We start from the raw sequence: 21,539 nt of genomic DNA, 5'->3' as shown, positions 1-21,539 counted from the left end.
CATAGTAAGTGAATCTGGCGGTAAATCTTGCGTTGACATTATCGCTTGGCTCCCCGGCAGAAGATGACGCTGGCATTGCTGCCGCCAAAGGCAAAGGAGTTGCTCATGACATATTCGAGCCTGGCATTCTCAGGCCGAGTGCTGTGCCCCTGTGATACGAAGGGCAGTGCCGGGTTGTCGCCATCCCACTCTTGATCGCCCACCTGAGGCGGCAGCCCATGCTCTCGATTAAGATCTGAGAGAAGTAGCAGGCAGAAGGCCGCCTCCAAGGCACCGGCGGCGCCCAAGGCATGGCCGGTGAGCGGCTTAGTAGAACTCACTGGTGGCAGCTGCTCGCCGAACACCTTTAGCAGGGCCCGACTCTCCATGGCATCATTCTTTATGGTCGCCGTGCCGTGCAGGTTGATGTAGCCAACCCGTGACGGAGCTATGGCTGCATCCTTGAGTGCCATCTCGATGGCGACCACGGCGCCATCGCCCTCTGGATGGGGTGAAGAGATATGGTGGGCGTCGCTGGACTCCCCCACACCCGCGAGCATCAGCTCGGCCTCGCCTAAGGTTAGGGTAAACAGGGCTGCGCCTTCACCGATATTGATGCCGTCGCGGTTACGGCTAAAGGGTTGGCAATGGGCCTTGGAGACAGATTCCAGCGAGTGGAAGCCGTTCAGGGTCAGCTTACACAGGCTGTCGGCGCCGCCGACGATCACCATGTCGCAGACGCCGGCCTGGAGCAGGCGCTTGGCGCTGGCGAATACCTTGGCGCTGGATGAGCAGGCGGTCGATACCGTATAGCAGGGGCCCGTGAGGTCGAAATAGTGCTGCAGAAAGTCACAGCTGTTACCTAGCTCCTGCTTGGAGTAGAGGTAATCGGCGGGCAATACCCCATGCTCGGCGCGGTAGGCCAGTGCCTTCTCGCCCCTGGCGATACCCGAGGTGCTGGTGCCTAGCACTATACCTATGCGATCTGCGCCGTATTGAGTCTTGGCTGCCTCGACCGCAGGGGCGATCTGCTCGGCGGCGCGCTGGAGTAACTGATTGTTACGACAGTCGAATCTTTGTAATTCGGGCGCTATGCTCGGCAACTCTGTGGTGACCATTCCCACCAATACCTGGCTGTCAGGGATCAGGTCATCACGCCACCTCATGCCCTGGGTATCGCCATCGAGCAGGCGGCGTAAGACGGTCTGGGGATCGTCGCCCAATGGGGTGCATAATCCTAGGTGGGTGATAGCTATCTGTGTCATCGTGTCCGTTCTTTTGGCTATTAGGCTCTGGTTTACTCTAGCGGCTGGATGTTCAGCGTCAGCTGAGCCTGGTGAAAATCTAGCGTCACCTCGGCTGTCCAGGGGCTCTTCCGGCTATAGCGGATATCCATGATTGTCTCGCCATCGCTAGCATATAATCTTCTGCAATAGGCTGCATCACAGGCGTAGTCGGCCAGTGTCGCGCCTTGTAAATGGTGATTTACATCCTCTGGCTGCCAGTATATCAATTGCAACAGCCCAAGGAGATACTCGGCCTTAAATTGATCTCCCAATAAGACGCTCTGCTCGCTGATCAGCCGCTGGCCGTCATAGCTGAGGGTAAACAGCGGCTGTCCAAGAGGGGCCAGGCCTACCAGGGTGAGCGACTCGGGGGTCAGATCCAGCTGACTCAGCAGCTGATGCCTGGCCTGTTTCACCTTGAGTTTGACCAGCTGGCTCTGACTGACGGGCGCCGAGTCGGGCAGAGGCGCCAGGCAATAGTCTACCCCCTGAGCCAGGGCCATACAGGTTTGCCTGTCTAGCTTGTGGGCGCAGGCACTCAGTAGCAGCGCCATGCAGATGAGGAGACTCGCCCTTAACGGCATAGCTCGACCACCATGTTGAGACGACGCTCAGACTCGGCCACAAAAGGATTACTCTCGTCCCAGGCGTAGCCCGCCAGGATAGAGCAGATCATCTGCTTAATCTTAGGGTTGGGGTTCTGATAGAAGATCACATCCTGAAAGCGGCCATCGTACCAGGCCTGCACATAGGTTCTGAAGGTATCGACGCCGCGCATTAGTGGCTGGGCATATTCTGTCTGCCAGTCGACCGATTCACCATTGAGCTGTTTCACGACACATTTAGCCGCAATAGAGGCTGATTGCATCGCGATAGTGACGCCAGAGGAGAACACGGGATCGAGAAACTCACCGGCGTTGCCCAGCAGGGCAAATTTATCGCTAGCCAGGGTACTGACGTTGGCCGAGTAACCAGCCAGCTTGGCGGGCTTACGTATTATCTCGGCGCGGCTGAGTAGCTGCTTGAGGCGCGGCTCTTCCCGCACCAGGCGCATCAGTGTGGCCTCTAGATCGGCCTCTTCGCCCAGCAGGTGAGGCTCGCCCACCACACCTAGCGAGCAGCGGCCATTGCTGAAGGGGATCAGCCAATACCAGATGTCGCGATTATCCGGGTGGACGCTGATCAGTATCTTGTTGCGATCGAAGTGGTAGTCGCCCATGTCGACGCTGTCGATATTGTCTTGGATATGGGTAAATATCGCCGTGCGGCTTGGTAGATTGGAGGGACGCTCCAGGTCCAGCAACCTAGGCAGCACGCGGCCGAAACCACTGGCATCCAGCAGGTAATCGGCGCTCAGCTCATAGCTCGCTCCCTGCTCGTCGCTGATGGTGAGCCTAGGCTTATGGCTGAGATCTACCGCATCGACGCGCTGGCCATAGCGGATCTCGACCCCTTGGCTGACGGCAGTGTCGGCCAGTAGCTTATCGAAGTCGCCGCGCTCGACCTGAAAGGTGGTGCCCGGCCCCGGGGTGAACTTGTCGGTAAAGTCGAAATAGGTCGAGCGGCCATTGGCGTTGAAGGCCGCGCCGTTCTTGAATTGATACCCCGCCTGATTGACGGCATCGAGCATATTGGCCTCGGCAATCACCTGCATGCAGCAGGGCAGCAGGCTCTCGCCGATGGAGAAGCGGGGGAAGTGCTGCTTCTCCAAGACTAAGACACGCTTACCCTGTTGATGCAGCAGGCTGGCGGCAACGCTGCCCGAGGGGCCCGCACCTATCACTATCACATCATAATGGTCCGTCTGAGCGGCTGTTTGCGCGAAAGGGGTCACTTATCAATCCTTGTTAATGTGTGAATAAAGGGGGAGAGCACGAAGGTCAGGCCTATCCCCAAGAGTAATGTCAGGCCGAAATAGTGGATGGCCGGTGTCTGGCTGAAGGCCAGCAGACCGAAGGCCATCAGGGTCGAACAGGCGGACATGAATACTGCCATCATAACGCCTTCGCCTCTATGGCTCTCGGCGAAAAACAGGCTGTAGTCGACGCCTATGCCAAAGACCAAGATCAGCGCCAGTGCATGAAACAGGGTGAGTGGTGAGCCAGCCAAGCCGAGTCCCGCCAGGGTGAGCAGCGCCGCCAGGGCGGGCACGGCCGTGATCCACAGGGCCATCTTGAGGCCGAAGCGCAGCGAGAAGATAAGCCCTGCGACGACGAGCGCCAGGCCCAGCAGGCTCAGGGTCAGGCTGCGATACTTGGCCATCACATCCGAGATATCCTGCACCTTATCCACCAAGGTTACGCCACTTAATGGGCTGATTGCCTGGGTTAAGGCGTGAAGATCTGTGATGCCGCCCAGCAGGACAATTGCGCCGTATGTGGCGCCGTCACTGCCAGAGGTATTATCGTTCGGCTGTGTTTTAGCTTGAGCTTGAGTTTGTGCTTGCATTTGAGCTTGAGCATCAGTCCCATCGGGCGCCAGCCATAGGGGCGCGAACAGTTCACCGGCACGGGAGGCGAAGAATTTATCTGGGGTGATGGTCTCATTGGCGCTGGCCTCGAAGCTCGCCATCAGGGAGGGTGCCAAGTCGCCATCTAATCCTAGATGCGCTAACACCTCAGGCAGCTTGTGGTAGATCTGCCCTTGTAGGCGATAGGCCTCTTGCTGGCTTGCCTGACTGGGCAGGTAGTGGGCCAGATTAACCGAGTTACCTAGCACGCCCTGGTGTTGCAGTGAGCCGAGCGTCGGCGACAGTGCCTCCAGCCTTGTCAGCAGTTTCTCAGCGGTCTCTGCCCGTACCAGGATAAATTGGTTATCTGTGCCGCCGCTCATTACCTGGCGCAGTCGCTGCTCGCCTTGGGTGACGCTCAGAGGACTCTGTTGCAGAGCGCGAATATCATCGTTTACCCCGAGTCTATTCAGGCCAAATATAGTCAGGAGTAGCAGGCCGAGGGCAATTGCTATTCCTTTGGCCCCATTAATGGGCCGCGCTATGGTCTGCATGTCATTGAGGTAACGTGCCGCCAGGCCGAGCGCGCGATCGCCGGGTCTCATGGTGCTATTGGCCAGCTTGGGATAGGCGAAGATCAGTGTCAGATAGGCGCCGAGGAGTCCCGCGGCGCAGAATACGGCTACCTGCTGCATGCCGGGGAATGGCGTCAGGCCGATGGCTAGGTAGGCGATGACAGTGGTGAGCAGTGCCAGACTGGCGGCGGGAAACACGCGGGCGACGGCATTAGTCGCGGTTATCCCTGAATCTGCTTTCTGGCTTTGCAGCCGTTCGCAGTAGAAGTGGAAGCTGTAGTCGATGGCGATCCCGATCAGGCTGGTACCAAATACCAGAGTGAGCAGGTGAACCTGGGTGAAGATCCACAGGGTCGCGCCTAGGGCGAACAGCAGGCTGGTGGCTATAGTCAGCGCGGCTATGGTCAGTGGCATGATAGAGCGAAACGCCAGCCAAACCAGCAGGATAACGCCGATCAGCGAGGCGAGCCCCAGGCTGGAGACCTCTCTTTTCGCCTGTGTTGTTGCCGCCGCGGCATGAAACAGGGCGCCACCTTTTATTACGGTCACTTCTTGCTCGGTCCCAAGGTGCTGCCTCATCTGGTTTATCGCCTCTTCGAGCTTGCTTAACTGTCGCTCCTGCGCATTAGGGTTGAAGGCGCTGCCGACTCCCTGGGCCATGACGATGGCGACGCTGCTTCCTTGCGTGTCTTTGTTTGATCTGGCTTCCTGGGCTAATTCCTGGCCTACCAGAATGCCGTCGACTACCTTGAGGCGACTTTGGGGCGAGAGTTGTTTCAGTAGCTCGGGGTAGAGTAGAAGCGGGTCTTGGCTCAGTAGTTGGCTATTGGCGTAGCCGAAGGCATTGTAGAGCTGGGCGAGCGTATTAGCCTCTAACTTGGCTAATTGTCCACTTGCGAGCAGATCTTTCTGCTGCGCGGTGAGCAGGTGAAAGCGATAGGGAAAATAGAAGCGATTGAGGGCCTGGGCGCCCTGCATATCGGCGCTCTGCACCTGGGTAAAGGCCTCGGGAGCCCCCTGGAGTGCACTCAGCAGTTGCTTGGCGCCTTTGACGGCGGTGGCTTGGTCCGGGCTGACGACCCCTAGGTAGATGCGATTGGCCAGCTGCTGCTCGACCCTGTCTATCGCCCTCTGGGTGAGGGGATCTTCCTGGATCTTGGGGAGCATGGCCAGGATGTCACTCTGCACCCCGGCGCCGCGGCTCAGCGCCTGTGCGGCTAGCAGCGCCATGGCGGCCAGCAGCACCAGCCAGATAACCAGGCGGGTATTGGCAGAGAGGCGACCCAGGCGGTCGCTGAGTCTGAGGATCATCTCGCCTCTGTCGCGGGGCGAGGGTCGGCGTCGAGTTTAAAATAGGCCTGCTCATCCGCCGTCAGCGGACGCTGCGCTAGGGCGTTAAATTCGATCACGCTGAGATCGCCGCGGTTATCTAACAGGCTGAGAGACTCTAGTTGCTCGCTTCCCTGTAGCACTATGCGTGGCATCGCCTGCTTGATGAGGGGGTCTATCGGCTCCAGGCCCAACTGCCAGCACTCTGCTTGCTGCTGCAGATGCAGGGTAAATTGCGCCTGCAGGGGGGCGAGATCGCCGCTTAGCAGGGCACTCATCAGATTGGGCATCATCTGCGCCATGACGCCCGCTTGTGGATTGTCATCGGCGTGGCTTATCTGACGGTTGCCGTCGGCATCTATCTGCACCAGGGTGTTTTGCGTCAGCACCAGGCCAGAGGGGAAGGGCACTGTCTGTAGCCAGGCGATCCCCAGTTTGTCCTGAAACAGGAACTCGCCGCGGCTCACCAGCGGCTTCTTCAGCACCTTGAGGTAGCGGGACTGGGTAAACTCGCCCCTTGCTGACTCACCGCCGCCCAGGCGGGTTACCAGCTTGGATAGGGCAGTATTGTCTGCTCTAGCTTTAAAAAGTGCCTCATAATCGGTTGATTGTTCTGCGTGAGTTACGAAACTAACGAGGCCCAGGCAGAACATTGGACAAAACAGCAGGCAAAACAGGCCGGCCTTAGCGATGCGGTGAAGGCAAGTGATGCGGTGAAGCAAAGAGGTCATCATGCCTGCGCCTCGCTGGGCAGCAGGTGGGCTATCTTGTCTCTGAAGCAGTCAGGGGTGACCAGGCAGAGCTCCTTGCTCTGCATCTCGACCGCCGCCTGTACCGTATAACCCTTGGTCAGGCGCTGGTTGGTCTCGGCGTCGCGTACCTGATAGGTGATCTTGAGACGGTTCTCCCACTCCACCAGGCTGGCGATCACCTTGACCCTCTGCTCGAAGGTGCTGGCCTGCACATATTTTATCTGCAGATCGATAATGGGCCAGGCATAACCTGAGGCCTGCATCTTGCGGTAGCCATAGTCTATTTCGTCCAGCAGCTGACAACGGGCGATCTCAAAATACCTCAGATAGTTACCGTGCCAGGTGATCCCCATAGAGTCGACGTCGTGGAAGGGGATGACCATCTCCATCTCTGTGGTGAGCAGTGCCTTCATCTCGCGCCTCCTAGTGACACACTTCCCATAGTCCCTGTTGGATCTTGTCTACCGTCTGTCTAAGCACGGTTTCCAGGGGTCTGTCTTCGGTGAGCAGTTCAAAGTCGGCGCTGACCTGATCTAGGGTCTTGGCCACAGAGGCGGTGAGCGAGGCATGACACAGCTCGCCCTGGGCGATACGCAGGTGAATGCCCTGGGTCATGGCCAGCAGCGCAGCAGCGGCCACTTGTTCGGTGAGTTGCAACACGCGCATACAGTCGCGGGCGGCGATAGTGCCCATGCTCACCTTGTCTTGGTTGTGACATTCGGTTGAGCGTGAGAAGACGCTGGCAGGCATAGTGTTTTTCAGTGCCTCGGCCGTCCAGGCCGATACGCCTATCTGCACCGCCTTGAAACCGTGGTTGATCGCCTTGCGACTGCCTTGGGCACCAGAGAGGTTGGCGGGCAGGCCATTGTTAAATTTAGGGTCCATCACCAGGGCCATCTGACGGTCGATAAGGTCGGCAATATTGGCGATGGCATTCTTCATCGAGTCCATCACGAAGCCGATATGGCCGCCGTAGAAGTGGCCGCCGTGGAGCACGTGCTCACCCTCGCCATCGACGATAGGGTTGTCGTTGGCGCTATTGAGTTCGGTCTCGATAAACTGACGCATGAAGGGCAGGGCGTCTTGCAGCACGCCTATGATGTGCGGCGCGCAGCGGATCGAGTATCTGTCCTGTAGGCGATCCGAGTTGCGTGGATGCTCATGGTGGTTGAGATCTTCACGAATCCAGGCGGCGATCTGGTTTTGGCCCGGATGGGGCTTGGCCGCAAATAGTATGTCGTCGAAATGGTTGGAGTTACCCTTGAGCGTCAGCGAGGCCATGGCGGTGATTCGGCTGGCCAGACGGTTCAGGTATTGGGCCCTGTCGTAGGCCAGGCATGCCAGCGCCGTCATCACGGCGGTGCCGTTCATCAGGGCCAGACCCTCCTTGGGACGCAGAGTCAACGGCGTAATGTCTAGTTCACGGTACACATCGGCGGTATCGCGGCGCTCGCCTTGGTAGATCACCTCGCGCTCACCCACTAGCACGGCGGCTAGGTAGGAGAGAGGGGTGAGATCGCCGCTGGCGCCCACAGAGCCCTCTTCGGGGATAACCGGGGTGATGCCCAGGTTCAGCAGAGTCTCGATGCGTTTCAGCAGTTCGTAGCTGACGCCAGATTTACCCACGGCCAGCGAGCTTAGGCGGCACGCCATCACGGCCCTAGCCTGCATGACGGAGAGAATGTTACCCATGCCACAGCCGTGGAAGCGCGACAGATGCAGCGGCAGTTCGTGCACCAGATCCAGGCCGACTGTGACTGTGCAGGAGTCGCCGTAGCCAGTGGTGACGCCATAGACCACGCCCTCTTCGGCCAACAGGCTGTCGATAAAGCGGGCACCTTTCTGGATATATTCCTGATAGTCGGCGCTCTCCTTGAGCTGGGCCTTGGCGCCCTTGGCGATGGCAACGACCTCCTCGAGATTGAGATTACGCTGGCCAAATTCGACCAGGGTGGCGGAGGCGGGGAATTGAGTCGTCTGTGTCATCTATTTCTCTGTCCTGTTAGGCGTTTGAGGCTTGGCCTCGCGCAGGAGTTCATCGTCCTTGCGCCAAAAATCGAAAAAGTTAAACCATTGCAACGGTGCACGGCGGGCGTAGTGTTCAAGACGCTCGGCGTAACGATTCACCGCTGCTTGTAGTCGTTCCATGCGGCCGGCACGCGGCCCCTTGAGGGTGTCGGCAAAGTGCTCTACGTGCACCCGGTAGCGACCGTTTTCCCTGAGGCAGAACATCAGGTACACGGGGCAGTCCAGCAGGCTGGCCAGAATAAACGGACCTTGTGGGAAGGGCGCCTCCTTACCCATGAAGGGGGCGTAAAATACCCGGCCCTCACTGCTGGTGGAGGTGCGATCGCCGGCGATCACCACGAGTTCTCCCTGCTCTATCTTCTGCTGCAACAGCATCGAGGTGCTGGGGCCCAGTTCGGTCACCTGGATCAGGTTCAGGGCACTGTCGGGGTTTAGCTGTTTGAGTACCCGGTTGAAGTTCTCCGCGTTCTGGGTCAGCACCATGACGTTGACCTTTACCTTGCGCTGGTGAATCGATATGGCGCGGCAAAGCTCCAGGTTACCCAGGTGGGAAACCAGCAGCACGGCACCTTGTCCCTGGGCCAGCGGCTTGGCGAGTACCTCACGGTCGGGAAAGTCGACCTGGCTGAGTTTGATGCGGTCGCACCAGGCGTCGATACGATCCAGCGCCGCATTGCCAAAGGCGATGAAGTGCTTGAGGCTGTGGCGCCAGTTTATCTCGCCCTGGAGATCCGGATGCTTGGGTTCGAGTCGCTGCACCTGACGCAGGAAAGTCTGGCTGGCGCGCCGCGCCGTGCTCCCCGTGGCGAAGAAGTAGCAGATCACCGGATACATGATGGCGCGGCATAGCCAGTGGCCGCCCAGCTTATAACTGGTGGCCAACAGCTTGATGCCCCAGTAGCTGCCGCGCTCGCCCATGCGAGACCAGTGTTTTACCGTCTTGGGGCGGCTGCGCTTGTGGCGCAGCAGCTGTGGCATGCGTCTTAACATGCCGAAGAAGAGTTTGCTGTGCATGGCGGAGATGCGCACATTGTCTTTGAAGCCCTGGAAGTGGCTGGTGCCATCTTCTGGGTAGATCACCCTGGTCGGCAGGTGTTTTACCTCGACGCCCTGCCAGTAGAGCTTGACCAACACCTCGATATCGAAGTCCATGCGCTCGCCCAGTGCCTCGTTGAGAAACAGCTGCTCGGTGGCGGCCAGAGGGTAGACGCGAAAACCGCACATGGAGTCTCGAATATCCAGGCTCAGGGTCTCGACCCAGACCCAGAAGTGAGTGAGGTAGCGGCCATAGAGGCGCCCCTTGGGTACTGACTCGTCGTATTGCGGCAGGCCTGAGATCAGCGCCTGGGGCTGAGCCTTAGCCGTCTCTATCATCTTTGGAATATCGTCAAGATCGTGTTGACCGTCGGCGTCTACCTGCAGCGCATGGCTAAAGCCATCGGCATAGGCGGCCCTGAGGCCCGTCATCACCGCCGCGCCCTTGCCCCGGTTGAAGGGATGATGCAGCAGGCGCACCCAGTCGTGCTGCGCCGCCAGCTGGCAGAGCAGGTGACGGGTTTCGTCGTCGCTGCCGTCGTTAACCAGATAACAGGTGAGTCCCAAGGGCTCCAGGCGTGCAAGGGTAGCCTTGATCGCCTGGCGATGGTTGTAGTTAGGAATGACTAATGCCAGCTGCATCAGCCTCTCTCCTCGTTGTCGTTTGGCGTTAGGCAGATGCGGCCCGAGCCGAAGCGCTGCTCGCCCTGATAGTAGGCGAAGGTGAGCTTATGTTTGGCGCGATTGAGGCTGATCTTCAGTTGCACCTCGCTGCCGGGCAGGATCAACTGTTGAAACTTGAGTACCTCTAGGCTCTGCACCTGGGGCGCATAGCCAAATTCGCTGGCGCCCAGCTGTACCGCCCAATCCAGTTGAGTTACGCCGGGGAGCACCGCCTGCTCGGGAAAGTGGCCCTCGAAGTAGGGCAGATCGGCATCGATGCGCAGCTGCCATTCGACGCCATCTTCCAGGCAACGTTTGGCCATGATGGGTGGCAGGTTAGATTTAATCATGAAGAAACAACTCCAACAGCTCCTTGTGGATACGCTTGCCCTGGGTGTTGAGCGGTAGCTCGGCGGGGTAACGCCAGCGTCTTGGCAGGGTGACGCGCTCAAACTGACTTAGCAGATGCTGCTTGAGGGCGTTGTTGACTGCCAGTTTACCTTCATGTTCCAGCAAAGTATTGCCCTCGGCAGATAGCCTTATGGCGGCGCCCAGCTGTACCCTGGGTTGCTCCAGCACCACGAGCGCGGCCTGATCCACCAAGGGGTGGCTCTCCAGTAGGGCTTCCATCTGCACCAGTGACAGGCGCTTCTCCTCTATCTTGACGATGCGATCCAGTCGTCCCTGCAACACGAACTCGCCGGGGGCGATAAGCTGTATCTTGTCGTCACACCTGAGCCAGTCGCTGCTCTCCAGGTAAGGGGACTTGAGCCAGAGGGCACCGTTGTCTGGATCTTGCTTGATCTCGTGGGTGGCAAAGGCGCGCCAGCTCTGCTGGTTGTCCTGCTGACGACGATAGGCGATGCCGCCGGTTTCCGTGCTGCCGAAGACCTCGATAGGCGGCTTGCCATAGCAGTGGGCGATGGCATTGGCGGCCTCCAGGCTCAGCGGGCCGCCCGAACTGAAGATCAGGCTGGGCGCGCGCAGCTGCGGCTGATGCTCCAGGGCATCGGGCAGGCGAGAGAGCTGTGCCGGGCTGCTGATCAGGCAAAGATTCGGGAACAGGTTGGCGTAATAGGTCAGGGTCTCTGGGTATTCCACCAGATCGCTCAGGAAGGGGCGGCTGGCGGCCAGGGGCCAGAGCACTTTAAATAACAGACCATAGATATGCTGGTGGGAGACGGTGGCGATCACGCTGCATTGGGGCAGGTGATTGGCAAAGGTCTGCTCCAGCACCGTCACCTCGGCATCGAGTTGATCCAGTGTTTTAGTGATCGCCTTGGGCTGTCCGCTTGAGCCTGAGGTGTAGAGAATGAGCTCGCCAAATGTTTCGCTGGTTGGCCAGGGACCAGGATGTTTGAGATCCTTATGCAGGGCGACATAGTCTTTGGCCTCGCATAGTGGGCTGTCTGCCAGCACTGCATCGAACTCATGGGTGAGTTCGCTCAGGGTGCCGCTTTGGGTGTTGGCGGGCAGAATAAGCTGTTTACCCGCCAGCAGACCGGCGCACAGGCCGACCGCGAACAGGTCGCTGCTGTCGCAGGCTAACAGCCAGCGCCTCGCCTTGTGTTGGCTCAGGGCCTCGAAGATGGCGGCTACCTGGGCGGTAAAGGCCTCACCCGTCAGAATATCGTGGTGATTGAAGCTGATAAGCTGCTGGCTCGCCGGCCCATGCCTGAGCCAATGTTTGAGTAGGGCTGTCATGACTTTTTCAACCAGAAGGTGCGATATAACCATTCTCCGCCGAGCAGCGTACCGATCAGCAGATAGGCGATAAATCCATTATAGAGGGTCCAGGTCGCCAGGCTAGTGGCGCTGGCGGTGTAGAGTGCTATGGCGCCGTTGAAGACAAACAGACCACACCAGATCTGGGTGACCTTGCGCAGGTAGGGGATCGCCTCGTCGGGCAGATCCGGCTCCTTCAGCCTGGCGAGACGCTCGATCATGGTGGGACCATGTTTGAGGGAGTAGGCAAACAGCGCCAACATGCTCAGGTTGATCACCACGGGATAGTAGAGCAGCCAGGCAGTCTGCTTCGCCAGATAGCTGCCCGCGGTCAGGAAGATGCCCACGACGATTGGCAGCATCATAGCCCTGACCTGTTGCCTCTGCAAGGCGAGCCTGAGCAGTAGCAGAGAGCAGAGCAGGAGGGCGATCACGCCCGGCGGCAAATAGTTCAGGCCGAAGTAGACGGCCAGGGGGTACCCCAGCACCACCAGGCCGGTGACTAGTTGCAGGAACAGGCGCATTACTGCTTCACTAGCCCTTCGATAGCCGTTACCACGTCGTCGACGGTACGCACGGCCTTAAACTCGTCGGGCTGGATCTTCTTGCCCGTGAGTTGTTGTAGCTTAATCACCAGATCCACAGCGTCTATGCTGTCCAGATCCAGCTCTTGATACAGAGATGCCTCTGGGGTGATGTCGTCGGCATCGATTTCAAACTCATCCACCAGGATCTGAGTCAGCATCTGTAGAATTTGCTCACGATTTTGCATGCTGCCTCCTAACCGCGTTGAGATTCGATAAAGCTTGCCAGGCTGGCAACACTGTAGAAATGGGCCTTGGTGGCTTCCGAGTTGGCTTCGATTTTGACATCGAACTGCTTCTTGATGGCTAGTCCCAGCTCAAGTGCATCGATAGAGTCCAGTCCCAGACCGTCGCCAAAGAGCGGCGCATCTGTGTCGATATCGTCGATGCTGACATCTTCGAGATCCAGGCAATCTATGATGAGTTGTTTAATTTCGTTTTGTAAGCTCATAATTTTTATCAAGTTGTTGTTTATAATATTCTTCGAGATCCCGCGTCAACTGACGGGCCATCTTGGCGTCTCCACCCGTTTCAGCATGATACCTGATATGCTCGATAGTTTCGCCTACTTCGACATTCATGCCTATGGTTTGGCGAGGTATCTCATACCAGGGTTCCTGCTTGGTCAGGCCGATGGCATTGGTTCTTAATACCACGGGGATCAGGTCTGTGTTTGTGCGCAGGGCGATATTGGCTGCGCCCCTTGCAAATTCGTTAACTATCTCGCCCTTAACGGTACGTGTACCCTCGGGAAAGATGATCATGTTAGTGCCTTGGGCCAGCACCTCGCTGCAATCCTTGAGCAGGAGATCGGCGCCGCGGTTGGGAATATAACCGGCGCAGGAGACTACGCCCCGCAGGAAGGGGTTGCGCCACAAGCCTTGTTTGACGATACAGCCGACATTAGGCATTAGGCTGATCAATACCACCACATCGACCAGGGTCGGATGGTTGGCGATGATCACCTTGCCCTTGGCATTTTCCAGCCGGTGGAGATCTTGGGTGGTCACCCGAATCACCCCAGCCCAGGTGAGCATACGCACGAAACCGCGAAACATCAGGTGCACAGCGCGCTGCACCCGGGCGATACGTACCTGTTGGCTGCCGGGCCAGAACCTGAGTACTGGCAATATGGTGAGTGAGCTGAGCAGGCCCCCTAAACCGAAGGCGATATAGCAGCTCACCCCGCCCAGCCAGCGAGGAATATAGGCGATGCCGGTCAGGCGTTTGGCGACGACCTGACTAGTCATGACAGATCCGCACCAGGTATTGATTCAGACGCCCTTCCAGCGGTTGCTGGGCGGCGATGGCGTGGATCACTTGGCCAAAGCTCAGCGGCTGCGCCGCCGCTAATTCGGTGGCATCTGGCTTGGTTTCAATGATCAGCTGAGTGCCTGAAACCTGATCTTGGCATAGCGACAACTGCAGCGCGATGGCGAGCGGCAGTTCGGGTTCCTGGGTAAATTCTTTGTAGATATCTGACACGGGCTCGTCGCCAAACACCAGCAGCAGTGGCGAGTTGTCCTCCGCCAGTTGTCCATAGGCCTCGACAAGGGCCTGGGTGAGGGTGGCCTCACCGGCGGCAATCGAGGTCGAAGGCGCGCGGTTATCTGTCAATATGCTGAAGATGCCGCTGGCGGTGTTATGCACCGACTGGCTAAAACCTATGGGCGAAATGGGCTGCTGGCGCACTATGTCCTGTAGCAGATCCACCGTGCGGTTAAGCTCGCCGTGGCGAGAGGCGAAGATGGTACGGCATTGGGCGGGCGCGTCGCATTGAAAGGCGACATCCAACAGCATCTTGGTGAGCTTGCTAAAGCGTCGCCTTTGCATGGCGGGCACTTGTTTCAGCGCCGGGGCGGCCTGAGCGCGCTGCTCGGCATCTGCCGGCGGCGTTGGCCATGTCTGCCAATCGCTTAAGCACTGGTATAGGGGAGACCAGGCGCCCGCAGAATGAATGTGAAAGTGTAACCGCACTACTTTGCCTCTAAATACAGCGTCTTGCTGATGTTTTCCATAACCAGAAACTGAGCCACAAGGTGTATTTGTGGGGCGGCTATTGTACACCCTTTGACGGGTGACATAAATATGTGATTGATCTGTTGCTAGATAGTGTGAACTGAGGAGGTAGGAGGGCGCTCGCCCACGGGGAGATGGGCGAGCTGGGGGTTATGACTGTTTGAGCTGCTTCTTGAGCTTACGCAGGGCGGCCTTGACCTTTTTGCTGTTTTCCGGCCCCATGCGGATCATCAGCTTCTGGGCGTTGGGCAGGCTCTCGAGCTGAGGGTCGACAAACTTATAGTTTACGCTGACGCTGTCCAGCTCAATCGGCGCGTCGATGACGGGGGCGGATAGCATGACGTCTATCGCCTCTACCATACGGTCATCGAAATTCATGTCGGGATAACCCAGCTCGGCAAAGGCCTCACCCAGCAGCGGCTTCACCTTGTTATAGGTGCTAAGCAGCTGCTCCTCGTCCAGGTTATCGACGAAGTTCGCATAGAGATCATACCTATGGTAGCTGTCGGGATTGAGGTAGGTCTTGTTGGTCACCTCGGAGACGGTAAACTTGCTGTTGGGCGCCTTGAGTGGGCTCACCTTGCGGGCCAGCTCGCCCTGAGCCAGGTTGTCGACGAACACCACGAAGTGTCTGACGATATCTTTCTCGACCAGTAGCGGATCTATCTTCATGCCATTGGCCACTTCGACCGTCTTGTCATGAACATATTGATCGCTATCGGCCAGTGTCGGCAGGGTCTCGACGGCCTCGGCTGGTGCTTCTTCTACCTGGGCTTCAGGCTCCGGCGCCAGGTTTTCTGGCTCAGGCAAGGCCGCATCGGTTGGCAGGGGCTGCTCCGGCTCTGGCTCAGGCAGGGTGATAGGGGCTGGCAATTCAGGCTCGGGCGCGGGCTCGTCACTGCCCAGGAAATAGTAGGCGCCGCCGGCGAGCAACACTAGTATGATCACCACGGCAATGCTGAGCGCATTGATCCCGCTGCGCGCTGTCTGTGGGGCAATTCTATCTTCTTGACTGACTTGCATGAGATTTCCTTGAATTGTGGCTGGAATAAGCCCTGTGACCACAGAGGCCTCTTTCCATTCTGCAAAATTCACCGGGCTTGTCTAGGGGCGGCCAGTGAAATAAAAAATATTTAATTGTTAGCTGAGTTAGGCCTGCACGTATTGCTGGCGCTCGCCTAACCAACGCAGCACTATGGCGTCAACATTTTCCGGCACTTGTTGCATCACATGTTGGGCCAGTTTCTGTATGTGGGGGATGAGGGCCTGATCCCGTACCAAGTCCGCTATCTTCATGTCGGCGATACCTGTCTGCTTGGTGCCTAAGACCTCACCCGGCCCGCGGATCTCCAGATCTTTCTGGGCGATCACGAAGCCGTCGTTACTGTCTCTAAGCACTCCCAGGCGCTGGGTGGCGGTGTGGGAAAGCGGCGCCTTGTACAGCAGCACACAGTGGCTGGCCACGGCGCCACGGCCGACACGCCCCCGCAGCTGATGCAGCTGGGCGAGCCCCAGACGCTCGGGGTTTTCGATGATCATCAGGCTGGCATTGGGCACATCGACCCCCACCTCGATCACTGTGGTGGCCACCAGTAGCTGTATGCTGCCGGCCTTAAAGGCGTCCATGATCGCCTGTTTCTCGGCGGGTTTCATGCGGCCATGCACCAGGCCGATGGCCAGCTCGGGCAACAGCTGCTTAAGCTCCTCGGCCGTGTCTTCGGCGGCCTGACATTCCAGCACCTCGGATTCTTCGATCAGGGTACAGACCCAGTAGGCCTGACGCCCATCTTGCAGCGCGGCCTGGCGCACGCGATCGATCACCTCACCGCGGCGATTGTCTGAGATGGCAACCGTGGTCACCGGCGTGCGCCCCGGCGGCAGCTCGTCGATGATGGAGGTATCGAGATCCGCATAGGCGGTCATCGCCAGAGTGCGGGGGATAGGGGTTGCCGTCATGATCAGCTGATGTGGGTGGAAGCCCTGGCTAATTCCTTTCTCTCTCAGCACCAAGCGTTGATGCACCCCGAACCTGTGCTGCTCATCTATGATGATCAGCGCCAGACGGTTGAACTCGACCTGCTCCTGAAAGATGGCGTGGGTGCCGATGACGATATGGGCCTCGCCGCTCTTAATCTGCTGCAGCGACTGCGCCCGCGCCTTGCCCTTGAGCTTACCCGCCAGCCAGCCAACGGTGAGGCCGAGGGGTTCGAACCAGGCGGCGAAGTTGTTGGCGTGCTGCTCGGCGAGCAATTCCGTCGGTGCCATCATGGCGACCTGATAGCCGCTCTCGATAGCCTGCAGCGCCGCCAGCGCCGCCACTAGGGTCTTGCCCGAGCCCACATCGCCCTGCACCAGACGCATCATGGGATGCGCCTTGTCGAGATCTTGGGTGATATCGGCAACCACCCGCTGCTGGGCGCCAGTGGGCTTAAAGGGTAAAGAGGCCAGGAAGGGATTGAGTAGCTGCCCGGTGGGTTGCATCGCGATGGCCTTATCATGATTGCTGCGGGCCCTGAGCTGTAACATGCTCAGGTTGTGGGCCAGCAGCTCCTCCTGGATCAGCCTCTGCTGCGCCGGATGCGTGCCCTGCTCCAGGGCAAAGGGGCTGACCTCGCTCGGGGGTCTGTGCAGCAGCTGCAGCGCGTCGACCAATGAGAGCTGATTTGGCCTCAGCTGAGGCGGCAATAGTTCGGTCAGCGCGCCATGGGCCAGCAGCGTCAGGGCCTGATCCGTCAAACGGATCCAGCTGGCCTGCTTGAGTCCCTCTGTGGTCGGGTAGATAGGCGTCAGGGTATCGCTGAGGCTAAAGTCGCTCTCGCCGTGGAGCATCTTGTATTCCGGGTGGATGATCTCCCGGTGAAGCTTGCCCCGGCGCACCTCGCCATAGGCACGAATGCGCTCGCCCTCTTCGAGGCCGTTACGCATGGCGGCGGAGAAGTTGAAGAAGCGCAGCGTTATGGTGCCCGAGTCGTCACGCACCGTGCAGGTGAGCATACGCTTGCGCCCCTGGACGATCTGGGTTGACTGTACGATCCCCTCTATGGTGCCATAGCTACCGGGATAGAGGGCGGCGATGGGATAGATCTGGGTGCGGTCTTCGTAGCGTAGCGGCAAGTGAAACAGCAGATCCTGGACTGTATTGATGCCGAGTTTCTCCAGCCGCTGCGCCATCTTGGCGGCAACGCCCTTTAACTCTGTCACAGCCATGAGATCGAGTCTATCCACGCTTTGTACCCATTTGATTTAGCGTTCTATTTAACCAGAACCTGAGTCTATTACTGTAAATATATACATATACTATCAGAGTTCGGCATGAACGCAATCTCGCGTTAGCTATCAAGGCGGCGAAGCCTGGGGTTAAAGCCTGAGGTCATAGAATGAGGTCACAGCCAGCCCTTTTGCTTGGCAATGCGGGCGGCGTCGATGCGATTGTTGGCATTGAGTTTGGCGATGGCCTCGGAGAGATAATTACGCACAGTGCCTTCGGCGATGAACAGGGTGGCGGCGATCTCCGCGCTGGAGCGTCCCTCGCTGGCGAGCCTGAGCGCCCGACGTTCCTTATCGTTCAGCGGGTCTTGTTCGCCGATGGCCATGATGGCCAGTTCGGGATCTATGATGCGCTTGCCACGGCTGACGGCGTTTATTGCCTGGATCAGTGTCTCGGAGGGCGCGTCCTTGAGTAAGAAACCGCCCACGCCCGCCTCGATGGCACGCTTGATATAGCCTGCACGGCCAAAGGTGGTCAGGATAATGACCTTAGTCGGCGCCGCTTGATTTTGACACCATTGAGCCAGCTCCAGGCCACTGAGGCCTGGCATCTCTATGTCGGTCAGCAGCAGGTCGAACTTCTGCTGCTTGAGCAGGCTCAGGGCCTGGTCGCCGTCACAGGCCTGTATCACCTCAAAGTCGCCTTCGAGGGTGAGGAGCGCGGCCAGCGCGCCCCTCACCATGGCTTGATCTTCGGCGAGTAATATCTTCATCCTGTTTCTATCCCTGATTTGGTAACTCGATGATAAATTTCGGGTTTGGTTCGAGCCCAATACTGAGTGTACCACCTAAGGGGCGCAGTCGCTCGCGTATGCCGGTGAGGCCATTGCCTTCGCAGAGCTGCCTCAGCTTACCATTGTCGGTGACCGAGATCCGCAGCCTCTGAGGTGTTGCCGACAAGTCGATGTTACAGCTATCGCCTTGGCTATGACGCATAACATTGTTGCACAGCTCAGTCAGGCTGAGGATCAACTGGGTTTCTACTTCCTGTGGCTGTGATGGCAGCTCACCAGAGAGGGTGACGGCCATGCCCTTGTCCCTCAGCATCTGGCACAGGTGCGTCAGGGTGGCGTCTAACCCTTTGTGTTTGTAGCCTGAGACCGTTTGGCGGATCTGGCTGAGGCTGTCGCGGGCGATGGTTTCCAGTTCTGCCAGCTCGGCGCTGGCCTGATCGGCTTGCCCCTTGGCCAATAGTTTGCGCGCCAGCTCGGCCTTGAGTGAGATCGAGGAGAGCGAGTGCCCCATGATGTCGTGCAGATCCCGGGCGATACGTTCGCGCTCTAACATGGTGGCGAGCTGGCGTATCTCCTGCTGACTCTGCCGTTGGGCGCGCTTGGCTTCGACCCGCTTACGCTCGGCCACGCCAAAGAAGCCTACGCCGGTGATCAGGGCGACGCCATAAACCGCAAAGTAGTAGTGAATACCTAGGGTTAGGCTTAGCAGCGTCAGGATGACGGCTAAGCCGATAAGGCTGGCGAAGGCCTTGGGCAGAGAGTAGTTAAAGCCGATAAAGAAACCGGCAAAGGTAAACAGGGACAGCGAGCCGATATTAACAGGCGTGATGAGACAGGCCAGGGCGATGATCAGCAAGATAGGCTGGTAGGCGGTTTTACTCGGGCTGCGGTGGGCCCAAAAATAGCAGTAGATAAAGGGCACCAGCACTAGCAGGCTGACGACTATGTGCCAGGTGGGCATAGTTTGTAAGAACAGCGGGATGAAATAGAAGCCCAGGTTGATCAGATAGACCCAGGCGAGCTTATCTTCGGTCGCCCGCTCGATATCTAGGGTGTGTGGAATAGGGTATTTGTCCATCTTCTTTATCCTAGGTGCCACTAAGTCCATGATGTTGCGCTATGAGCGCTCTAACGCTTAGCCGTCTGGCTTAGTGGCAACCGATATTGAGCCGATTACTTTAGTGGTTCTGTTTTAGCAGGAAATTTGCCCAGGCATAATCGGCCTGTACCTGCAGGGCGGCCTGCCAATCGGCAATGGCTCCCGCCTTGTCACCGAGATTCTGCTTGGCTAAGCCGCGCCAGGTGTAGGCCTCTGCCTCTCCCCAACAGATGTTATCGCAAGGTTCTCGATATAGATCAATGGCTTTTGAGCTAAAAGCGATGGCATCTTTCATGCTGCCGCCATGGTCTTTAGGGCTGGAATAGGCGGCGATTGCCTTGACCAGCGCCAGTCGAGGGCTCTGGGGGACCAAGGTTTCGGCGTCATTGAGGGCACCGGCCATCTTAGTGCTGTACTTGGCGGCCTGACTCATGTCTAAGCCTATCTGCATGCCGTAGACAGAGGCTAATAGGGTGGCGGCTTCTCCTTGGTCGGCAATGGGAGTTAGGGTCTTCTCGGCGCGGGTCAATGCCGCCTGGGCCTGACCCTTCTGGCTGAGAATGTTGGCACTGATGGCCATGCGATAGAGGGCGTAGGCCTGCTCGTAGCCTTGGCTTTGTTCGCTCAATTGGCTCAGGCGATCGATATCCATCCGATTGGCGGCGCTGTCTATCTCGGTAATGTCATTGGCCTGGCTCAGTGGGCTGAGTAGGGCCAGGCTGGTGGCGATGATAAGTGTTTTCATTGGCTTCTCCTTAAGAACCTGTGTTGCGTAATGCCCCGTCGCGGGGTTAAGGAGAGTATCTGCCTGATGGCAATTTTTGTGCAGGCACAGATGTCACCGATAAGGGATGACATTTGTCATCGCTTATCGGCAGTAGCGTTAAATTGGTAGCGCTAAATTGGAAGAGCTAAATTGGTAGCGCTGAAAAGCGGCGCTAACTCATAGGGATTGGGCGGAGAGGATCAAATAGCCCAGGTAGACGAGGTAACAGAGCAGCAGCAAGGCGCCTTCACGCCGTCCCACGCGCAGGCCGCTCCAGGCCAGAGGCAGAAGCAGCAGTGCCAGCGAGACCATCACCAGCATGTCCAGCTTGGGCACACTGGCGGTGATGGGGTGAATCAGGGCGGTGATCCCCAAGATCCCCAATATATTAAACAGGTTAGAGCCCACCAGGTTGCCGATGGCGATGTCGCTCTCGCCGCGTCTGGCGGCCACCAGTGAGGTGATAAGCTCTGGCATGCTGGTACCTATGGCGATGATGGTCAGGCCGATGAGCAGCTCGCTCATTCCCAGCTGTCTGGCGAGGGCCACGGCGCCGTCGACAAAGAGTATGCCGCCGCCGACCAACATGGCGATGCCAACGAGGAGTAGCACCACGGCCAGCAGAGGCGCGAGCGGCTTGAGCTCCATCGACTCGGTATCGGCCTGCTGCTTATCGAACAGGTAGTTCATCCCCAGATAGGCGATCAGCATGGAGCAGAGCAGGGCGCCATCGAGTTGGCTGAGGCTGCCGTCGCTGATCAACCCCCAGAAGAGCAGGCTGGCAAACAGCATCAGCGGTATGTCGCGCTTGACCATCATAGATTGCACGCCGATGGGGCGCACCAGAGCCGTCAGGCCGAGGATCAGGCCTATGTTGGCGATGTTGGAGCCGACGACATTGCCCAGGGCGATGCCTGAGTTGCCGGCCAGGGCCGACTTGAGGCTCACCGCCAGCTCGGGGGCGCTGGTGCCGAAGGCGACTATGGTGAGGCCGATGATCAGCGGGGTGACGCCGAGTTTTAGGGCCAGCGAGCTGGCGCCACGCACCAGGGATTCGGCGCCAAGAATAAGGATGAGCAGACCAGCGATAAGGGCTAGCGGGGTGAACATGATTGACTCTCTACAGTAGCGGGGCGCCAAGCATAGAGGTTGCACAATTTTAGGCAACAAAAATTTAGGGGGGAGCTATTAAACTTTGTTTATCTCGTCACAGATTGCCCCATAAAAAACACGCCAGATGGCGTGTTTT

Annotated in this window: 21 protein-coding genes; all 21 read right to left on the bottom strand. The window is 58.2% G+C overall.

Features of this window, described 5'->3' with window-relative positions; genetic code table 11:
- Nucleotides 1–38: 38 nt before the first annotated feature.
- Nucleotides 39–1,244 (bottom strand): beta-ketoacyl-[acyl-carrier-protein] synthase family protein, encoded by a 1,206-nt coding sequence (locus K0I31_RS18240; RefSeq protein ID WP_220079287.1) that lies wholly within the window; start codon nt 1,242–1,244, stop codon nt 39–41.
- A 32-nt stretch (nt 1,245–1,276) separates the two neighbouring features.
- Nucleotides 1,277–1,849 carry a DUF3261 domain-containing protein gene (locus K0I31_RS18235; protein ID WP_220079286.1) on the bottom strand — a complete coding sequence of 191 codons (573 nt, stop codon included), beginning with the start codon at nt 1,847–1,849 and terminating at the stop codon, nt 1,277–1,279.
- A complete protein-coding gene (locus K0I31_RS18230; RefSeq protein ID WP_220079285.1) occupies nt 1,840–3,099 on the bottom strand; it encodes an NAD(P)/FAD-dependent oxidoreductase in 1,260 nt (419 codons plus the stop codon). Before K0I31_RS18230 ends, K0I31_RS18235 begins: the two co-directional genes overlap by 10 nt.
- Nucleotides 3,096–5,600, bottom strand: coding sequence for an MMPL family transporter (locus K0I31_RS18225; protein WP_220079284.1), 2,505 nt, complete (start codon nt 5,598–5,600; stop codon nt 3,096–3,098). Before K0I31_RS18225 ends, K0I31_RS18230 begins: the two co-directional genes overlap by 4 nt.
- Nucleotides 5,597–6,352, bottom strand: a complete 756-nt coding sequence (locus K0I31_RS18220) for an outer membrane lipoprotein carrier protein LolA (protein ID WP_220079283.1) — start codon at nt 6,350–6,352, stop codon at nt 5,597–5,599. The genes K0I31_RS18225 and K0I31_RS18220 overlap by 4 nt, the downstream gene beginning before the upstream one ends.
- Nucleotides 6,349–6,783 (bottom strand): acyl-CoA thioesterase, encoded by a 435-nt coding sequence (locus K0I31_RS18215; protein WP_220079282.1) that lies wholly within the window; start codon nt 6,781–6,783, stop codon nt 6,349–6,351. Before K0I31_RS18215 ends, K0I31_RS18220 begins: the two co-directional genes overlap by 4 nt.
- A gap of 10 nt (nt 6,784–6,793) precedes the next feature.
- Nucleotides 6,794–8,356, bottom strand: coding sequence for an HAL/PAL/TAL family ammonia-lyase (locus K0I31_RS18210; RefSeq protein WP_220079281.1), 1,563 nt, complete (start codon nt 8,354–8,356; stop codon nt 6,794–6,796).
- Complete coding sequence (locus tag K0I31_RS18205; protein ID WP_220079280.1) at nt 8,357–10,075, bottom strand: glycosyltransferase family 2 protein; 1,719 nt, start codon at nt 10,073–10,075, stop codon at nt 8,357–8,359. It abuts the gene before it with no gap.
- Nucleotides 10,075–10,446 carry an ApeI family dehydratase gene (locus K0I31_RS18200; RefSeq protein WP_220079279.1) on the bottom strand — a complete coding sequence of 124 codons (372 nt, stop codon included), beginning with the start codon at nt 10,444–10,446 and terminating at the stop codon, nt 10,075–10,077. The genes K0I31_RS18205 and K0I31_RS18200 overlap by 1 nt, the downstream gene beginning before the upstream one ends.
- Nucleotides 10,439–11,800, bottom strand: coding sequence for an AMP-binding protein (locus tag K0I31_RS18195; protein ID WP_220079278.1), 1,362 nt, complete (start codon nt 11,798–11,800; stop codon nt 10,439–10,441). The genes K0I31_RS18200 and K0I31_RS18195 overlap by 8 nt, the downstream gene beginning before the upstream one ends.
- On the bottom strand, nt 11,797–12,345 hold the full coding sequence (locus K0I31_RS18190) for a COG4648 family protein (RefSeq protein ID WP_220079277.1): 549 nt from the start codon (nt 12,343–12,345) through the stop codon (nt 11,797–11,799). The genes K0I31_RS18195 and K0I31_RS18190 overlap by 4 nt, the downstream gene beginning before the upstream one ends.
- Nucleotides 12,345–12,593 carry an acyl carrier protein gene (locus K0I31_RS18185; RefSeq protein WP_011867307.1) on the bottom strand — a complete coding sequence of 83 codons (249 nt, stop codon included), beginning with the start codon at nt 12,591–12,593 and terminating at the stop codon, nt 12,345–12,347. Before K0I31_RS18185 ends, K0I31_RS18190 begins: the two co-directional genes overlap by 1 nt.
- Before the next feature lie 8 nt (nt 12,594–12,601).
- A complete protein-coding gene (locus K0I31_RS18180) occupies nt 12,602–12,856 on the bottom strand; it encodes a phosphopantetheine-binding protein (RefSeq protein WP_011867306.1) in 255 nt (84 codons plus the stop codon).
- Nucleotides 12,834–13,655, bottom strand: coding sequence for a lysophospholipid acyltransferase family protein (locus K0I31_RS18175; protein WP_220079276.1), 822 nt, complete (start codon nt 13,653–13,655; stop codon nt 12,834–12,836). The genes K0I31_RS18180 and K0I31_RS18175 overlap by 23 nt, the downstream gene beginning before the upstream one ends.
- Nucleotides 13,648–14,382: a beta-ketoacyl synthase chain length factor gene (locus K0I31_RS18170; RefSeq protein WP_220079275.1), complete on the bottom strand. Its 735-nt coding sequence runs from the start codon at nt 14,380–14,382 to the stop codon at nt 13,648–13,650. Before K0I31_RS18170 ends, K0I31_RS18175 begins: the two co-directional genes overlap by 8 nt.
- 192 nt (nt 14,383–14,574) lie before the next feature.
- Entirely contained in the window at nt 14,575–15,447 is an 873-nt protein-coding gene (locus tag K0I31_RS18165; RefSeq protein WP_220079274.1) for a DUF3014 domain-containing protein, read from the bottom strand.
- Between the two features lie 126 nt (nt 15,448–15,573).
- Nucleotides 15,574–17,649: an ATP-dependent DNA helicase RecG gene (gene recG / locus K0I31_RS18160; RefSeq protein ID WP_220079273.1), complete on the bottom strand. Its 2,076-nt coding sequence runs from the start codon at nt 17,647–17,649 to the stop codon at nt 15,574–15,576.
- Nucleotides 17,650–17,807: 158 nt separating this feature from the next.
- A complete protein-coding gene (locus tag K0I31_RS18155) occupies nt 17,808–18,404 on the bottom strand; it encodes a response regulator transcription factor (protein WP_220079272.1) in 597 nt (198 codons plus the stop codon).
- Nucleotides 18,405–18,411: 7 nt separating this feature from the next.
- Nucleotides 18,412–19,503 (bottom strand): sensor histidine kinase, encoded by a 1,092-nt coding sequence (locus K0I31_RS18150; RefSeq protein WP_220079271.1) that lies wholly within the window; start codon nt 19,501–19,503, stop codon nt 18,412–18,414.
- 100 nt (nt 19,504–19,603) lie between these two features.
- Nucleotides 19,604–20,269: a tetratricopeptide repeat protein gene (locus tag K0I31_RS18145; RefSeq protein WP_220043536.1), complete on the bottom strand. Its 666-nt coding sequence runs from the start codon at nt 20,267–20,269 to the stop codon at nt 19,604–19,606.
- A 198-nt stretch (nt 20,270–20,467) separates the two neighbouring features.
- The gene (locus tag K0I31_RS18140; protein WP_220079270.1) at nt 20,468–21,400 is read right to left on the bottom strand and encodes a calcium/sodium antiporter; all 933 of its coding nucleotides are present in this window, start codon (nt 21,398–21,400) and stop codon (nt 20,468–20,470) included.
- Between the last annotated feature and the right edge of the window lie 139 nt (nt 21,401–21,539).

Source organism: Shewanella spartinae (assembly GCF_019457555.1).
GTDB lineage: Bacteria > Pseudomonadota > Gammaproteobacteria > Enterobacterales > Shewanellaceae > Shewanella > Shewanella loihica.
This window is presented reverse-complemented; position numbering and strand designations above follow the sequence as displayed.

Excerpts from the sequence above, each read along its gene's own strand:
- K0I31_RS18180 (WP_011867306.1), bottom strand. The coding sequence starts at position 12,856 with ATGAGCTTACAAAACGAAATTAAACAACTCATCATAGATTGCCTGGAT.
- K0I31_RS18155 (WP_220079272.1), bottom strand. The coding sequence starts at position 18,404 with ATGAAGATATTACTCGCCGAAGATCAAGCCATGGTGAGGGGCGCGCTG.
- K0I31_RS18220 (WP_220079283.1), bottom strand. The coding sequence starts at position 6,352 with ATGATGACCTCTTTGCTTCACCGCATCACTTGCCTTCACCGCATCGCT.
- K0I31_RS18225 (WP_220079284.1), bottom strand. The coding sequence starts at position 5,600 with ATGATCCTCAGACTCAGCGACCGCCTGGGTCGCCTCTCTGCCAATACC.
- K0I31_RS18215 (WP_220079282.1), bottom strand. The coding sequence starts at position 6,783 with ATGAAGGCACTGCTCACCACAGAGATGGAGATGGTCATCCCCTTCCAC.
- K0I31_RS18190 (WP_220079277.1), bottom strand. The coding sequence starts at position 12,345 with ATGCGCCTGTTCCTGCAACTAGTCACCGGCCTGGTGGTGCTGGGGTAC.
- K0I31_RS18165 (WP_220079274.1), bottom strand. The coding sequence starts at position 15,447 with ATGCAAGTCAGTCAAGAAGATAGAATTGCCCCACAGACAGCGCGCAGC.
- K0I31_RS18185 (WP_011867307.1), bottom strand. The coding sequence starts at position 12,593 with ATGCAAAATCGTGAGCAAATTCTACAGATGCTGACTCAGATCCTGGTG.
- K0I31_RS18145 (WP_220043536.1), bottom strand. The coding sequence starts at position 20,269 with ATGAAAACACTTATCATCGCCACCAGCCTGGCCCTACTCAGCCCACTG.
- K0I31_RS18195 (WP_220079278.1), bottom strand. The coding sequence starts at position 11,800 with ATGACAGCCCTACTCAAACATTGGCTCAGGCATGGGCCGGCGAGCCAG.
- K0I31_RS18205 (WP_220079280.1), bottom strand. The coding sequence starts at position 10,075 with ATGCAGCTGGCATTAGTCATTCCTAACTACAACCATCGCCAGGCGATC.
- K0I31_RS18175 (WP_220079276.1), bottom strand. The coding sequence starts at position 13,655 with ATGACTAGTCAGGTCGTCGCCAAACGCCTGACCGGCATCGCCTATATT.
- K0I31_RS18140 (WP_220079270.1), bottom strand. The coding sequence starts at position 21,400 with ATGTTCACCCCGCTAGCCCTTATCGCTGGTCTGCTCATCCTTATTCTT.
- K0I31_RS18200 (WP_220079279.1), bottom strand. The coding sequence starts at position 10,446 with ATGATTAAATCTAACCTGCCACCCATCATGGCCAAACGTTGCCTGGAA.
- K0I31_RS18210 (WP_220079281.1), bottom strand. The coding sequence starts at position 8,356 with ATGACACAGACGACTCAATTCCCCGCCTCCGCCACCCTGGTCGAATTT.
- K0I31_RS18240 (WP_220079287.1), bottom strand. The coding sequence starts at position 1,244 with ATGACACAGATAGCTATCACCCACCTAGGATTATGCACCCCATTGGGC.
- K0I31_RS18235 (WP_220079286.1), bottom strand. The coding sequence starts at position 1,849 with ATGCCGTTAAGGGCGAGTCTCCTCATCTGCATGGCGCTGCTACTGAGT.
- K0I31_RS18150 (WP_220079271.1), bottom strand. The coding sequence starts at position 19,503 with ATGGACAAATACCCTATTCCACACACCCTAGATATCGAGCGGGCGACC.